Origin of the sequence: Spiroplasma endosymbiont of Sarcophaga variegata (genome assembly GCF_965178695.1) — a bacterium.
Lineage (GTDB): Bacteria > Bacillota_I > Bacilli_A > Mycoplasmatales > Mycoplasmataceae > Spiroplasma > Spiroplasma poulsonii.
In genome coordinates this window covers 1,503,938-1,519,932 of the sequence record NZ_CBCXVU010000002.1, presented here as the reverse complement: position 1 = coordinate 1,519,932, position 15,995 = coordinate 1,503,938, and the positions used below count along the sequence as shown (strand labels likewise).

Here is a 15,995-nt window from a genome sequence, read left to right as displayed (position 1 = left end):
ATAACTACAATTTGTTCCATCTGGTGTTTGTAAGAATTCGCAATCATTATCTTTTTCACTATCACTAACTGGTGTTTGTGCATCTACTGCTCTTACTAATTCATTAATTAAATATATACGTACGATTAGTTTTGGGGTTTAATTGTTTTAAATTATAAGTTGAATAAGTTATTCGTTCAGTTGGTTTGCCATCTTTTTCTAAAACATTGCCTTGTATTTTATCAGTTAATAAAGTAGTAAAACCTAAACTAGTAGCATTTGCTCCAAAGATAGCACCGACTTTATCATTCCCTTGTTCTCTAAATATTTCAAATGGTAAATAACCTTTACCTTTTGAGTTTTCAGACCAAAATGCATCATTATAAAAACTATAAATATTTGCACTCATAAAACCATTAAGTCATTGAAAATTAGGTCAAGTTTTTTCATTTTGATTAATTACTCATCCTCATGGAATACCAAATGAAATAAAGTTTAAGAATTTACCAACACCACCCGGTATCGTAAAAGGATTAAATACTAATTTTTGTGTATAGTTTAAAGGTAATACTGTAATTTGGCGATTAATAAAATTATTCATATTTAAAATATCTCAAACATTACATTTACCCATTTTATTATATTCAATTTGCACAGATCCTACTGTATTACCAAATTCATCTTTTCTTCTAAAATATGATGATGCTTGTGTACTAATAATATTATCAACATTTCCACTATTTACTTTTATTTTATTTGGTGGTTTTATTTTTCAATCTTTAGACCAATAAAATTTAGAGTCATTATCTTCTTTATGAATAGTTGTGCCAACCGTAGGATTAGTTGCTGTTGAACTCGCTTTATCGGTTATTACAATTCCCTCACTATTTTTCTGTTTTCAAAAATCATATCTACTTTCCATATCTTGCTTTCAATCTTTAAAACCAGTTATCATTGTTGGTTTAATACCTTGAACGTTATATCAACTTAATTCTGGAGCAGCATAAGTATTTACTTTGTCAGGTGGGCAAGGATACATGTTATACATTAATAAATCACGATAATTCATAACTTTTTTATTAAATTGACCTTTAATAATTGGCCGACCAATAACAGGCATATCAAAAAAGATAGGATTACCATAAAATTTAACTGCCGTTGCTCTAACACCTGGGTCTTTTAATAAAACTTCATCTAATTCAACAATACCTTTATTTAGTTTTTCATCATAAGTTATTTTAGGGAAACAATAACCTTCCCCTGGAGCACTGGTCTGAATAAATTGTCGTACTGCCAAACCACTATTACTAATTTTGTCATTAATACTTGAAAAGGTAATTTCTTGTCATAAAAAACTACCATCATAAGGTGAATAATAATTAATAACATTTGATGGATATAATCATTGTCTATCTTGTGGTGCAGAATTAATATCACCACCACCAATATTTAATCCACGATCATTAAATACAGTATAAAAATTATAATAATCATTAATATTTAATTTATCGGCATCTTCATCTAAAATTAATAAAGTATATTGTCTTTCAGTTGATTGCTGAGTAAATACTTGTTCAAATTTAACCTCACCAAATTGAATTGAACTTCTATCATCAATCATATAAGCATCTCAATATTTACCAACTTTAACTTCTTTTGTATAAAAATTATCTGCTTTATTATCATTATTCATAAAATAACTTAATTTATATTGCTTTAAGTATTCTAACATTTTATTAACATCATAAATTTTTTCACCATCAATTAATTTTCAATAAACATTATTATTTTCATCTTTTAATTTTATCGCAAAAGGTGTTTCATTATTGGCTCATATAGTTGAGTTAATTGGTTGTTTATTAAAATCATCAATCATTAATATATTAATTTCTTCACCTTTATATTTTTGTACTATTTTTAAACTATCTTGTCATTGCGCAATAGTACTTTCCATATTATCAAATATTCTTGTATAACTACCATAATCACTTGGTTTGGCATTATTTGGTTTTCAACCTGTTTCAGTATCGGGTATATATGAAATATAAAGCTAATACAATTCACGGAATTTTACCACTATGAACTTTTTTCTCATCGCGGGGACTAGTTCCATCAATATATAAATAACTTTCATCAAATAAAATAACACTATCATCTGGGGGAACTGGTTTTGTTCTATCTGTAAAATCTAAATTTTTAAATGTTAAAACTTTAACTTTGTCATCTTCTAATGGATAGTTACTATAAATTTTATCCGTTAATAATTTCATTGTTTCTGACAAATAAGTTAAAAGTAATGTTTTTCCCGTCCCTAACTTACCAATAATTACCGATAACGGATTATCTCAAACAAAATTTACTAAACGAAAAGCATTTAACTGATAAAAAATATTTTTCCATAATCATCAAACAAAATAAACACACCGCAAAGCAAACAATAATCAGAATACTAAACCGGTATAATTTAATGAAATTATTCAAAATAATAAATCAACTAAACTAAACAAAAGCATCGAGCCACTGATATAACAATAATTTTTTAAGAAAAATATAAACTTTTTCATTATTTAAAACAACAATCATAAGGGTTAAATATTCATTTTGAGTTAAATTTCAAGTTGTAATAATTTCAACGTTAGATTTGTCAATAAACAAAAATACATGAATAAAAAACTCTTTTAATTTTTCTCAATCTTTTAGCATAATTTAAAAGCTTCACATTTTTTGAATGATTTTAAAAAACATACCAAAAAATAAAACAATAAATAATACAAACGAGAGAACATACAAAAATTCAGGAGCATTTGAACCAAAAATATAACTAACAAATTGAACTCAATAATCATATAAACTCATTTAATTTAAGTCTTTCAAATCATTAATTAATTTATCTACTTTTTCATCACTTCAATTTGTTAGATTATTATTAGTTGCTTTTACTTTTTGAGGTTCACCAGGAAATATTGCTTTTTTCATTTGCGTAAAATAATTTTGTTTGTATTGATTATACAAATTGATTAGTTCTGCTCCAGTTAAATATTTTCAATCATGTTGTTTTAAATTTTCATCATATTTTACAATAGGATAAGAATTATCATAAATCAAACTAATAGCTACTTGATCAGAATGTTTTTCACTAAAGTAAACAAACTTATTACTTAATCAAAAACCAATATGTTTATTGTGATTAGGCAAATTTATAAATGAAGCTTTATCAGTTTGAAAAACTATAAATTCTCTTCGAATAAAATAATTTTCTACATTAATATTCTTCTTATAAAAACTCATAAAAACACCTTACTTTCACACATATAACTCATTTTTTCTAGTATCAATACCAGCAAATCATTTACTTTCAATTATTTTGCGAAAAGATTGAAAACCATTAAAATTTATAAATCACTCAATATTGATTACTTTAATAGTATTAAACAGATTTGGACTTTTATTATAATTTGGTTTCTGATACATTACTCAAATCAACTCGCTTTCTATTACACTGCTAACTTAAAATACAAACTACCAATAAATTTTCTATTCAAAATAGAACTTTAATTTTGTCGAAAACTCTTGATGAAATAAAAAAAATCATCAATATGACAATTTGAAAACTAATTTTGTGTAAGATTATGATTTTGCTTTAAATTTTTTAAACGTTAAAATATAATACCGTTGATTGTTGGTTTGGTGTTAAACCTTTGTGTTGGTATTTTCATTTTCAGAGCTTTAAATAATTTTGAATATTAGTGAAACCCAAACCATGATAATGAATTAAGGATTCTTTAAGACTGGATTGTAATTTACTAATCTTATTTAACTTTTGATAACTAGTATCAGGGTTTGTACTAGTTTTGGTGGAATATAGAGTAGAATTTGTTTGTTTTGCTACTAATAAATATAGTGGTTGCATATCAGAAATAATTATTGATTTTTCTTTAATTAGTTGCTTATTCATATTTTCAATAATCCATTGTTTTTGTAATCTTTTGGTATTGGTGGATTGAACAAAAATATTATTATTGCTATCAACTGCCATTTGAATACAGCATTTGGTATCAGTTGAAAATGGATCGAGATGAGTTTTTCGTTTATCAAATTTATCTTTAAAATTGCCTTTATGAATTTCTTTAATAAATGTTTCATCCATTTGGATTTGACCATTTAATTTTTTAAATTTTAACTGTGTATTTTCTAATTGTTTTGATTGCATTAATTTTTGTCGATTATATCAAGCGGTTTTTGGGGTTGTTTTAATAAAACGAGAAATTATTTTACTAGATTGTCCTAACAATGAAATTTGAATTAATAAATTTCACTGTTCATAATTTAAATGACTTCAATAAGTAAAATGATGACGAAATGCATCAAAACTAGCACGACATTTTTTACATAAATATTTTTGTTTTCCTTCGGAATTATGACCATTTTTAACACAATGAAAAGATTTGCAATTAGGACATATAATGCCTTTATCTCTAAATTTTTGATCAATTTCATTTAAACGTTTTTGTTTTTTAATTAAGTCTGCTTGTTGTTTTATTTTTTCATAAAATTCTAAAAATTGATCATCTGTTAAGCTATTTATTAATTCTGTAATTATTTTTTTCATCATTTATTTACCTCCATATATTAAAAATATACCTAATTTTAGGTATATTTTATAAATATCAAGAGTTTTCGACAAAATTAAAGAAATAGAATGACAAATTTGACATTTACGCTTAATAAAAAATATTCAAATTCCTAACATAATTAATCACACCACTTATCCAAATCCAATAATGTAAATGTAGTATGTTCTAATTGAATATCTTTATTACTTAAATTAATTCTTTTTCCATTGTATTTAATTCACATTATCTATTCTCCTTTTTAATAATTTGGATTAGTTTTTCTTATTTTTTCCACACAATCGCCACATTCTTGTGTTTCTAAATATTGAGTTCCATATTATTCCAGTTCTATATATTTTTTACGGATGACACAATACAATTTTGTTTTTTCAAATAAATCATCATATGTTTTATAATTTGCCATTTTTGCTCATTTCACTTTCTAAATGTTCTGCAATATGTTGATAAAAATTCATTTCTTTTCGAATAATATTAACGGATTCATGATGAATCTCATACTCATTTAATTGAATTAAAGTAGCTTGCATAGTTTTAATTTTCATCTTAATTTCATCCAATAAATCTTGCATTATATTTTTATAAAAATTTTTTACTTTCTCTAAAATATTTTTACGCTCTTCTTGAGAAAATATTTCATAATTACCAACATTTATTTTTTTTCATAAATACTCCTTTACCGTAATAAACACTGTTATACTAATGTCTAAATAATGTATATGTACTGTAATAAACACTGTTAATAACATTGTTAAATATATAAAAAATAAGTAAGGCACACTGAAAAATACTATTAACAACGTTAATAGAAAATATAAAATTAATAAATCAAATAACAAAGCTAGTGTGCCATAGCTAAGATATATGATCAGTAATAATAAATATTAAAATCCTTTAACCATAACACGGAAAAAGTTTAAAATCTTAATGATAACAAAAATACCAAATGGAATTAAAATAATTCACGCATCACCTAAAAAGGTCATTAATTGTGGTAATACAGCATAAATTGCTTCTTTAACTTTCATCATTGCTTGCCCTAAACCACTTCAAATAGAACCCATTCCATCTGAAATAGTAGGTTTATCACCAACTGCTAAAAAATTAATTGCTGTTGTTAAATACATACCTAACATTATTTTTTATCCTCCTTATTTTCAATTTCTTTTTTATCTTTTTTCTTTCCTCGAATTTGGCGAATTTTTTGATAAATTGATAAACCAATTCACGCAAAAATACCTAATATAATAACAACACTAAAAATTGTCGTTAATCAAACTGGCATAACTTATTCCTCCTAAAAATCTAATTTTCGCGGCACGCTTCGCGTGTTAGCTACGCTCAAAATAAACTATATTGAATAAATTACCGCTAATAAATTACGCGGATAATTTATTCATCTTCTTTTTCATTATTAATTACAATATTATTTGCCGTATTAATAACATTATCTTTTCCATACTTAGTTACTAAGGACCGTAAAATAAAATAATGTTTTCTTTCCATTAAAAAATCAACTCCTTTCTGAGTTGATTTGTTGCACTTAACTTACACGATACCTTTTTATTTTAAGACTTTGAAGTGATCAATTTTTATTATCATTATTTAATAAAACATAATGATTTTGGACTTGACATAAAAAATTATTTAATATTTTTTGCATAAAATAAACTCCTTATAATAACAAGATTCATTTCATTAATATTATCCTTAAAAAAAGTATATTCATACTTTTAACAAATTGTTATTATAATTTTAATTTTAATGCAAATAATTTGATATAAGAAAAACTTAATTATCATCTAAGTTTCACATTCATTTTCTTTAATTATAATGCGTTCTCAATTGCTGCTAATAAATATTGTTTTAATGTTGTTTGATTTTCATAAGTATTTTGAAGGGTACTAAAGAAAGCATTCATTCCAATTGGCGAATGATTATCAATTCCATCTTTATAAGCATGTTGTAATACTTTTACCATCTTATCAAACGGCGTATTTTTACTTTGATTATCAGATACATTGTGTAAAAAATTAACTAAGTTTGTTTTAACTCACTTTGTTGTTTCAATCCCCGTTCATGATGGATGATCAATTGAGGTTTGGTCGGTGTTAATTCAACATTTTTTTGTGCTGTTATTTTCATTTAAACTATTATTTTTTGCATCATAACCACATTCTGATGAATAAATGTTATTTAAAGCATCAAAAGTTGATGTTGAAATTTGTTTTAAGGCACTTGTTACAACAATATCTTCACCATAAATTTTTGATTGTTCAGTATCAACACCAACAATCTTTGCATTAACTTTATTAATTCTAATTTGATTAACAGTATCTTGTACTTGTGTTCCAGCAACAGGAAAAATAATTTTAGCACCACGAGATAATAATTCATCACTAATAATTTTTCCATCACCAGCTTGAAACGATTGTGAAAATCATGATTCATTTTTGTTTAAAACATTTTGCACTTTAGCAACTGGTTGCAAAGTACTGATGTTACTATTAATAACTTGAACTTGTTTTAGAATTTCATCTTTTAAATAATTCATTTTTTGTCCAGGTAATGAATTAATGATTGCATTAAAAACATCAGTCCCAACTAAAAACCCTCACATATAATTTGAAACAGCAATTGGATTATCCATTCCACCATAACTTCCAATTTTTAATTGATTATCATATTCTTGCTGATGTGCATTTAAATAAATGCTTGCCGCTAAACTTGCATAGAATCCTGATGCCTCTGCTTGATAATTAATACCAATAATATTTTTTGCTAATTGTCCACTTGGATTCATATTGATATGTATCCCTTGCCCACTGCCATCAATATAAATAATATTATCAACTAAACCTGATGCTCACCCAATTGTATTACCATGGTTAAAACCAGGTAGTACCAATGTTTTTGCGCCAGCAATAGATGAGGTAATATAAGCACTTTTAAAATCACCCGGTGTTTGACTAACTGGTTCAAAATAACTTGCTCTTAAGTTTGATTGCTTTCATTGTGATAATGGTAAGGTTGGGTTTGCTCTTGCCACAGCATACTTACTAGCCCCTTCTCATGTTAATTGGTTAAAAGCAAGATCACTTGTTGTTCCACCATCGGTAATAACTCAAATACTACTATCAAAAAGATATTTCTTTCCACAAGCAACAACACTAGCAGCAGAAGCGCCAACAACAGTAATTGTTGTAAAAATTTGTAAAAGACTTTTCATTTCTTTGCTCCTTTTTTAAATTTAATATTTCTAAAAATAAAAACATTAGCCCATTACTTTCAATTAAAATATGAAGGGTTAATGTCTGAAAAGCAAAATCATTAACCTATAGAGTCTTTTTCCTATGGTAAGACGTAGAAACACGCTAGACCATATTACTAGCATATACAGGTATATTATTTATTTTTATGTTTACATCATAACTCTTTTTTTATAAAAAGCAATTTAAAAAATTAAAATTAAAATAGAAATGAAAAAAACAATCCGGGTGAGATTGTTTTTTTGGGGTATCCATGAAGTATAAGATAAATATAATACAAAGTATGGTCATATTGATAGGGCTAAACTTGTGCTATTTATTATAATTAATAAATGTACAATTCTTATACTTCCCTAGACATTTATAATTATATAGTTCAAAAAATAAAATTCAACAATATTCAATTAACTTTTTATATTTTTTTTCGTATTTGGAACAATAATGGAATGTAATTGGAATTAAATTGGAACAATATAAAAACCCTTGATTTTACTGCGTTTTAGTGATATTTAAAATAGTTAATAAAAGCTTAATTTCCGTTAATATTTCAATTAGTTCCATTCAACATGTGATCATAAATAACCAAGAAAAAACAAAAATTAACTTTAATGTTGAATTTATCTGCTTTTAGTCGTATGATTATTGTGAAATTATCTAAAGGATAATCCAATAATTATAATTTATGTGAAACTAAAAAACCCTTGATTTTACTGGGTTTTTTCAACTCCCCTACCGGTATCCCCAACTCCCCTACCGCTCTTCTTTTACATAAAAAAAATTATTGCAAAGATAAGGAATGTTTGAACAATGAATAAACGAAATAACACAAGAAAAGTAATGGTTGGTGACATCCAAATTGGTGGTCAAAACAAAGTTGTTATTCAATCAATGACTAATACAAAAACTCACGATATTAAAGCTACTTTAGCCCAAATTAATCAATTATATCAGGAAGGATGTGAAATTGTCCGAGTAGCAGTATTAGGCAAAGATGATGCAGCAGCTTTGAAAACGATTGTTGAACATGCCCCCTGTCCTTTAGTGGCTGATATTCACTTTAACCATGAATTTGCTCTAATTGCCGCTGATGCTGGAATTAGTAAAATTCGAATTAATCCCGGCAATATTGGTAGTATTGAAAATACCAAAAAAGTTGTCGCAAAATGTCAAGAGAAAAAAATCTCAATTAGAATTGGGGTTAATTCAGGAAGTCTCCCTTTAGATCTAGTCAATAAATACGGTTGAACACCAAAAGCAATGATTGAAAGTTCTCGACGTCATATTGAAATATTAGAAAATCTAGGATTCTATGATATTATTTTATCGTTAAAAGCAACCGAAGCATTAATGGCCATTGAAGCTTATACCTTAGCTAGTCAAGAATGAAACTATCCCCTTCATTTGGGAATCACTGAAGCTGGTAGTCATCATACCGGAACAATCAAATCATGTAGTGGCTTAGCACCCCTTCTTTTCAATGGGATTGGTGACACCATCCGGATTAGTTTATCAACTGATCCAATTGCCGAAGTTGAAGTTGCAAAACGAATGTTAAATGCCCTTGGGCTTTATGATAATGTTGTTGATGTTATTGCTTGTCCAACTTGTGGTCGGCTTGAATATGATCTCTTCCCAGTAGTCAAAGAAATTGAGGAATATACCAAGGACATGAAATTTCCATTAAAAATTGCCATCTTAGGTTGTGTTGTTAATGGTCCTGGTGAAGCAAAACAAGCTGACCTCGGAATTGCTGGGGGAAAAAATGGCGGCATTATTTTTAAAAAAGGTAAAATTTATAAATCATGTAAACAAGAAGAACTTGTGCCTGAACTAAAATTACTGATTGATGAATATCATCGTGACTGACAAGAAAAAAATCGCGCTAATAAAACTACATTATAATTTATGATACAATTAAAAAGTGGTAAAGAAAATAGAGGTGGAGAGTAATGGATGTATGTTGTCCCGCAAAAAATCATGATTGTATGTCATGTCGCACCTGTAATAAACCAAAAGTAGGGTGTCGTTCTTGTTTAATTTGTATTTCTTGCACAGATTGTATTAACAAGAAGTGTGAATGTTGTAAAGGAAAACGTTAATAAAATAAAAATCTAAGTAATCATTACTTAGATTTTTATTTTATTAATTTGATATTAAATGTGTATAAGGAAATTCATTAATTAAAAAATCAAATCATCCTGGGTTTGGATTAATATACGGATAAATTCGTTCAAACTGTTCTAAAGCACTATCAAAATCATCATCATTAATATATCCTTTAGCAACTAAATACATAAAAACAATTGAAGCACTACGATTAACACCTCAAATACAATGAACATAAATTTTTTTAGTTTTAATATTATTTTCAATAACTTTTAATGCTAGAATTACAACATTAACATCTAACTCTTGTAAAGTTGGATAATCTTTAAAATTAAAATAAATATGTTGATCATCAGTTCAAATAAACTCTTGATTATCATTTTTAATGTTGTGCTTTTGAATTTGTTCACGATAAATTTCAGCCGTACAACTGATGACTAAGTTAGCATCGATTGGAATACTATGACGGTCACCAAGATATAAATTAGTGATAATTTTTTTTGCTGACATTTTTTATTCTCCTAGATCTATTTTTACTTTACCATTCTCTTGAAACGGGTCTGTAAATTGTTTTGATTTTATCATTGCAATTTCAGTTTTATATGGAGCAAAATCTTTTCCTTTTTCACCAACATATGGTGTTTCTAAAATTTTTATCATTCCATCTAACTTTGGATGATAAATAATTTTCAAAAGGGTCTCAAATCCCAAATAACCATAACCAATATTTTCATGACGGTCTTTATGTGCATTCAAAGGATTTTTACTATCATTAATATGTAAACATAACAAACGGTCTAAACCAATTAATTGATCAAATTCATTAATAATATCTTCTAAGTTTTCTTTAAATTGATAACCAGCATCATGCATATGACAAGTATCCCAACAAACCCCTACTTTGTCCTTCAACATTACATTATCAATAATATATTTTAATTGTGCAAAGTTAGTTCCTAATTCGCTGCCCTTTCCAGCCATTGTTTCCAAAGCAATTTTTGCCTTTTGTTCTGAAGTTAATACTAAGTTTAAACCTTCAACAATTCGATCTAACCCAACTTGCTCAGGAGCACCAACAGCACTGCCTGGGTGTAAAACAATTGTTTTAATTCCAATCTCATCAGCACGAATAATTTCTTTTCTTAGAAATTCAACAGCAATTTCAAATGTACTAGGATTTGTTGTATTAGCTAAATTAATAATATAAGGGGCATGAATAATAACATTGTCAATTGAAAAATGTTGGACAGGTAACTGTTGATAAAATTCTGAAATAAAAAAATGGTCAGTACTAACTCGAATTGTATTTTGTGGTGGCCCAGTATAAATCATCATTGCATTAGCATCATTATTTAAACTTTCTGTTAATGCTCCTAACAAATAATTTTGTTGTTTGTTCATACTAACATGACTTCCAATAATTAAATTATAATCTTTCATTTTTTAATTTCTCCCTTTCTTTCTCATTAATTTTATAATATCATATATAAAGACAAGAAAAAATAATTTATTAATAATGAAAGGATTATCGTGATTAACGAAGAAAATAGTAAACAAATTGAAATAGCGATTGATAATGTTTATCAAAAAGTAATTATAAAAAAGAAAGATAGAATTGTTGCTTGACAATGAATTAACTTATTTTTTTATCTTTTCATTATGGTTAGTTTATTCCTAACGATTTTTAGTTTTGTTGTTACATATGATCTTCATTTTCAACTAAATAAAACAATTTTTTTACCAGTGGGAATTGTGGCATTCCTTTGTTTTATAACAACTACCACTCTTATTATTTTTATTAAAAAGCACCAAAAGGATTTAACACAACAAATTAAAAATAATTTTGACATTACGTCATTAATTGATTTATATAATACTATTTTTGCTAACATAATGCCTGACGTAACGATTACCGACATTACAACCAAATGAACCATTACGCCAACTAATCATTACCCAATTAACGAATTTAAAATTAATGATAAAATTATCGTTGGAAAATATCAAAATATAGCTTTTAATATTGGTTCAATTAGCCAAGCAACAACAACTGTTGTTGATAATTTAGAACCAAATTTAATGCCAAAACCATACAACACACAATACTACTGTTATTTATTTTTAACAGTTACAACATCAAATTTTCAAAATAATGCTTTTGAAATTAATCGAAAAAATAAGTATCCTAAAAATAATTTAACCTTTGATAATTTTTTTTGATACGATCAAACTAATCCAAATATTACCCCAACACTCAAAACTCTTATCCTAGATAATGTGGTTACAACTACCTTAATCCCAAATATTAAAGTTACACCTAAAGCATTATCCCTCCAACTAGCAACAATTTCAACAAATAGTTGAATTGATAACTGCGACAGTCTTTTCAACTTTAATATTAGTTTAAATAAAAACGTCATGCTTGATAATATGATTGAAACTATTAAGAATGACTATCAAACTCTTCAAAAGAGTTTTGTCTGATTAAATTTAATTTTAAAACATAATTAATATTTATCAACCTTATAATTTGCAATAATCTTATCTAATTTATGGGATAAGATTTTAGCATCTGGATCAGAAACAACAATTGCGGCTTTAATACATTTATATTCTAAAAAGGATGTTGAAACAATAATTACTTCGTTATTAATATCATTTCCTTCATAATGATCACGAGCAGGAAGACGAACAATATCATTTGGATAATGAACATATTGTAGTCCTGAAACAACAGCATCGCCTTTTGAAGTAATAATCATTAAACTACGATATTTAAATTTTGGGAAAATAATATCAATTGTAATTGATTGAACTACCACAAATAAATATGATGCAAATAAGACGGGACCAAAGAAGTATTTCGCTTTATGACTTGCAAAATCAATTCCATTTAAACCGTTTTCATCAATATTAAAACCAAGTTTTTTAATTGCGTCAAGATGGTTTGCTCAATCTCTTCCAAAATAGACACTAGTAATTTCATTACGTGTTAATAATGCCGTATGAATTGCTAAGATTATAATAAGGCATCGTGTACGATGAAGCGGCAAAAAACAACTCTTGTTAGGGTTGTTTTTTTATTTGAAATAAAACAATCTTCCAAAGGAGGTAATAATAATTAAACAACAAAAAATATGTGATGTTAATGATTGTTATAAAACAATATCATTCATTACCGAAGAATTTTTATCAAATAAAGTTTTATGAACTTGTGAAAAACATAAATATTTATTGAATAAAGTAAAAGATAAAAAACAAAAGCAATTTTATCAAAAACTAGAAAATTCAAAAATTATTTTTGATGATAAAACTGGTTCTTTTAAACTTTGATTTTATAAAACAACTTAATGCAGGGTGGAACAGTTATTTTAAATAACTAAGTGTTTTTTTCCACATAGGCGGTCTAGCCCAGCGGTAATCAGTCCGTAAATAATAGACGCTTTAACAAGCGATAGTCGTGATAAGTGCGGGGTCAACATCAAACGACAATAAATATTGAGATGGCCACTTTATAAATAAATTTGCGATAGATATTACTTCTTAGAAGTGACGGCGGTTTAAAAACCACAAAGTCAGCATTGGGCTCTTCAAGGTGCAAGTGAATTTATTTTAAAAACTGAACGTTTTGACCTGAAATGGTGCGGATGAAGAGAGAGAATTCTCTGGCACTAACTTATAAAAACAACTGTCTATTATTAAACATTAAACAATAAAATATACGGCCACCGCTCACCCCGGTGAAGCGGATGGTGTAGTAAATAAATACTTAATTATATAACTAACTCTCGCTTTGACACTTTCACTTGGGAGTGAGTGCCAGCGAGTTAAAAATAGGAGGAATTAAATTATGAATAAAAAATATTTATTAGTAATAAAAAGTAAATATGGTGATTTAAAAACAGAATTCTTTTATACATTAAAAGAAGCAAAAATTACCGCTAATGTTGAAAATCAACAAGAATGATTAACAACTATTATTGATTTAGAAGATAACGGTATTACATAACAAGGAGATAAATAATATGTGAAAAGATGAATATGGTAAAGTTTATACTGAAGAAGATTTATTTAATTTAGCACTAGAAGAATGTCATTCAGAAGAAAGTGCTTATGAATATATTGATAATTTAATTAATGAAATGGAATTAGAGGAAATTTAAGTAATGGCAGATTTAATTAAAAATATTACTTATCCGTTTTATTTAAAAGGAAATGATTTTAAAGCATTAAGTTTAAAAGCATTACCAATTAAAAAATGAATTGATGAAAATGGACAAGAATTAGCAGAATTTATATATCGACAACAAGCTTGATTAATAAATGGAGGATATAAATCACAATCACTAAAAGATTTAAAATTATTAGTTTCAAAAATTGATTATATTTTTAGAGAACCATTAGAATTAATAAAATCTTTTAAAGATGAATTAAATTTTATTAGAAAAGATATTTTGAATTTAGAAAATAATATTAAGAATAATCATGATTCTTTAAAAAATAATGTTATTAATATTCAATTTCAAAAACAAAATGAAATTATTGAAACTCATAAAAAAGAACAATTTTTAGAAATTAAAAGTGTAGCAAAACAAGAGCAAGAATTAAAAATTATTACTAGTAATTTTCGGAAAGAAAAATTATTAATTAAAGATATTGAGGTTATTGGTATTAATGATGATTTTTTACAAAATGCTGATAAATTAGAACTTATCTTTAATTTTGTCGAAAACTCTTGATGAAATAAAAAAAATCATCAATATGACAATTTGAAAACTAATTTTGTGTAAGATTATGATTTTGCTTTAAATTTTTTAAACGTTAAAATATAATACCGTTGATTGTTGGTTTGGTGTTAAACCTTTGTGTTGGTATTTTCATTTTCAGAGCTTTAAATAATTTTGAATATTAGTGAAACCCAAACCATGATAATGAATTAAGGCTTCTTTAAGACTGGATTGTAATTTACTAATCTTATTTAACTTTTGATAACTAGTATCAGGGTTTGTACTAGTTTTGGTGGAATATAGAGTAGAATTTGTTTGTTTTGCTACTAATAAATATAGTGGTTGCATATCAGAAATAATTATTGATTTTTCTTTAATTAGTTGCTTATTCATATTTTCAATAATCCATTGTTTTTGTAATCTTTTGGTATTGGTGGATTGAACAAAAATATTATTATTGCTATCAACTGCCATTTGAATACAGCATTTGGTATCAGTTGAAAATGGATCGAGATGAGTTTTTCGTTTATCAAATTTATCTTTAAAATTGCCTTTATGAATTTCTTTAATAAATGTTTCATCCATTTGGATTTGACCATTTAATTTTTTAAATTTTAACTGTGTATTTTCTAATTGTTTTGATTGCATTAATTTTTGTCGATTATATCAAGCGGTTTTTGGGGTTGTTTTAATAAAACGAGAAATTATTTTACTAGATTGTCCTAACAATGAAATTTGAATTAATAAATTTCACTGTTCATAATTTAAATGACTTCAATAAGTAAAATGATGACGAAATGCATCAAAACTAGCACGACATTTTTTACATAAATATTTTTGTTTTCCTTCGGAATTATGACCATTTTTAACACAATGAAAAGATTTGCAATTAGGACATATAATGCCTTTATCTCTAAATTTTTGATCAATTTCATTTAAACGTTTTTGTTTTTTAATTAAGTCTGCTTGTTGTTTTATTTTTTCATAAAATTCTAAAAATTGATCATCTGTTAAGCTATTTATTAATTCTGTAATTATTTTTTTCATCATTTATTTACCTCTATATATTAAAAATATACCTAATTTTAGGTATATTTTATAAATATCAAGAGTTTTCGACAAAATTAAAGGAACTTATTAATCTTATTAAAAATTATTTAGTTGTTGATGAACAAATTGTTAAAAATGAAATTAAAGATCAGTGAGATAGTAATAAAGATATTAATTTAATTGGGGTTAAAGGTATTAATTTTAAAATAAATAAAGGAGAAAAATAATATGGC

General features: G+C 26.3%; 17 protein-coding genes, 1 pseudogene and 1 riboswitch. Of the genes and pseudogenes, 5 read left to right on the top strand and 13 right to left on the bottom strand.

The features are described from left to right. Window positions 1–103: 103 nt before the first annotated feature. The 9 genes and pseudogenes from ACOBME_RS10035 to ACOBME_RS09995 all read right to left on the bottom strand — a co-directional run bounded on the left by ACOBME_RS10035 (window position 104) and on the right by ACOBME_RS09995 (window position 7,839). Window positions 104–1,933: a hypothetical protein gene (locus ACOBME_RS10035; RefSeq protein WP_419335134.1), complete on the bottom strand. Its 1,830-nt coding sequence runs from the start codon at window positions 1,931–1,933 to the stop codon at window positions 104–106. An 85-nt stretch (window positions 1,934–2,018) separates the two neighbouring features. After that, window positions 2,019–2,543: pseudogene (locus ACOBME_RS10030) on the bottom strand (hypothetical protein); the annotation flags it as partial. After that, window positions 2,479–2,682, bottom strand: a complete 204-nt coding sequence (locus ACOBME_RS10025) for a DUF2649 family protein (RefSeq protein ID WP_338966050.1) — start codon at window positions 2,680–2,682, stop codon at window positions 2,479–2,481. The gene ACOBME_RS10025 and the pseudogene ACOBME_RS10030, both read right to left, overlap by 65 nt. Before the next feature lie 153 nt (window positions 2,683–2,835). Next, the gene (locus ACOBME_RS10020) at window positions 2,836–3,267 is read right to left on the bottom strand and encodes a DUF3627 domain-containing protein (protein ID WP_338966047.1); all 432 of its coding nucleotides are present in this window, start codon (window positions 3,265–3,267) and stop codon (window positions 2,836–2,838) included. 361 nt (window positions 3,268–3,628) lie between these two features. Next, on the bottom strand, window positions 3,629–4,591 hold the full coding sequence (locus ACOBME_RS10015) for a transposase (protein WP_419334611.1): 963 nt from the start codon (window positions 4,589–4,591) through the stop codon (window positions 3,629–3,631). 411 nt (window positions 4,592–5,002) lie between these two features. Further along, the gene (locus ACOBME_RS10010; RefSeq protein ID WP_419335132.1) at window positions 5,003–5,449 is read right to left on the bottom strand and encodes a hypothetical protein; all 447 of its coding nucleotides are present in this window, start codon (window positions 5,447–5,449) and stop codon (window positions 5,003–5,005) included. A 45-nt stretch (window positions 5,450–5,494) separates the two neighbouring features. Beyond that, a complete protein-coding gene (locus ACOBME_RS10005) occupies window positions 5,495–5,746 on the bottom strand; it encodes a hypothetical protein (protein ID WP_040092696.1) in 252 nt (83 codons plus the stop codon). Beyond that, window positions 5,746–5,895: a hypothetical protein gene (locus tag ACOBME_RS10000; RefSeq protein WP_004027793.1), complete on the bottom strand. Its 150-nt coding sequence runs from the start codon at window positions 5,893–5,895 to the stop codon at window positions 5,746–5,748. Before ACOBME_RS10000 ends, ACOBME_RS10005 begins: the two co-directional genes overlap by 1 nt. A 543-nt stretch (window positions 5,896–6,438) precedes the next feature. Beyond that, a complete protein-coding gene (locus tag ACOBME_RS09995) occupies window positions 6,439–7,839 on the bottom strand; it encodes a BMP family ABC transporter substrate-binding protein (protein ID WP_338966042.1) in 1,401 nt (466 codons plus the stop codon). Between the two features lie 89 nt (window positions 7,840–7,928). Next, window positions 7,929–8,030: riboswitch (purine riboswitch) on the bottom strand. A gap of 656 nt (window positions 8,031–8,686) precedes the next feature. On the opposite strand from ACOBME_RS09995, the gene ispG reads away from it, so the two are divergent. Continuing rightward, window positions 8,687–9,781 (top strand): flavodoxin-dependent (E)-4-hydroxy-3-methylbut-2-enyl-diphosphate synthase, encoded by a 1,095-nt coding sequence (ispG, locus tag ACOBME_RS09990; protein ID WP_338966039.1) that lies wholly within the window; start codon window positions 8,687–8,689, stop codon window positions 9,779–9,781. Window positions 9,782–10,021: 240 nt separating this feature from the next. Here ispG and ACOBME_RS09985 read toward each other — a convergent pair whose 3' ends face one another. Beyond that, entirely contained in the window at window positions 10,022–10,495 is a 474-nt protein-coding gene (locus ACOBME_RS09985; protein WP_338966036.1) for a protein-tyrosine phosphatase family protein, read from the bottom strand. A gap of 3 nt (window positions 10,496–10,498) precedes the next feature. Beyond that, window positions 10,499–11,425: a deoxyribonuclease IV gene (locus tag ACOBME_RS09980; protein ID WP_338966033.1), complete on the bottom strand. Its 927-nt coding sequence runs from the start codon at window positions 11,423–11,425 to the stop codon at window positions 10,499–10,501. A gap of 90 nt (window positions 11,426–11,515) precedes the next feature. On the opposite strand from ACOBME_RS09980, the gene ACOBME_RS09975 reads away from it, so the two are divergent. Beyond that, entirely contained in the window at window positions 11,516–12,496 is a 981-nt protein-coding gene (locus ACOBME_RS09975) for a hypothetical protein (RefSeq protein WP_338966031.1), read from the top strand. Here the strand turns inward: ACOBME_RS09975 and ACOBME_RS09970 are convergent. Then, on the bottom strand, window positions 12,493–13,038 hold the full coding sequence (locus tag ACOBME_RS09970) for a hypothetical protein (RefSeq protein WP_338966029.1): 546 nt from the start codon (window positions 13,036–13,038) through the stop codon (window positions 12,493–12,495). The genes ACOBME_RS09975 and ACOBME_RS09970 overlap by 4 nt on opposite strands. Before the next feature lie 797 nt (window positions 13,039–13,835). Between ACOBME_RS09970 and ACOBME_RS09965 the strand changes: the two genes are divergently transcribed. From ACOBME_RS09965 to ACOBME_RS09955, 3 genes are read left to right on the top strand one after another with little or no spacing between them, the layout of a single operon-like run. Then, the gene (locus ACOBME_RS09965; protein ID WP_338965591.1) at window positions 13,836–13,994 is read left to right on the top strand and encodes a hypothetical protein; all 159 of its coding nucleotides are present in this window, start codon (window positions 13,836–13,838) and stop codon (window positions 13,992–13,994) included. A 16-nt stretch (window positions 13,995–14,010) separates the two neighbouring features. Further along, entirely contained in the window at window positions 14,011–14,148 is a 138-nt protein-coding gene (locus ACOBME_RS09960; protein ID WP_338965593.1) for a hypothetical protein, read from the top strand. Between the two features lie 3 nt (window positions 14,149–14,151). Next, entirely contained in the window at window positions 14,152–14,775 is a 624-nt protein-coding gene (locus ACOBME_RS09955) for a hypothetical protein (protein WP_419335128.1), read from the top strand. A 24-nt stretch (window positions 14,776–14,799) separates the two neighbouring features. Here ACOBME_RS09955 and ACOBME_RS09950 read toward each other — a convergent pair whose 3' ends face one another. Next, window positions 14,800–15,762: an IS1/IS1595 family N-terminal zinc-binding domain-containing protein gene (locus ACOBME_RS09950; protein WP_338963247.1), complete on the bottom strand. Its 963-nt coding sequence runs from the start codon at window positions 15,760–15,762 to the stop codon at window positions 14,800–14,802. Window positions 15,763–15,995 lie beyond the last annotated feature (233 nt).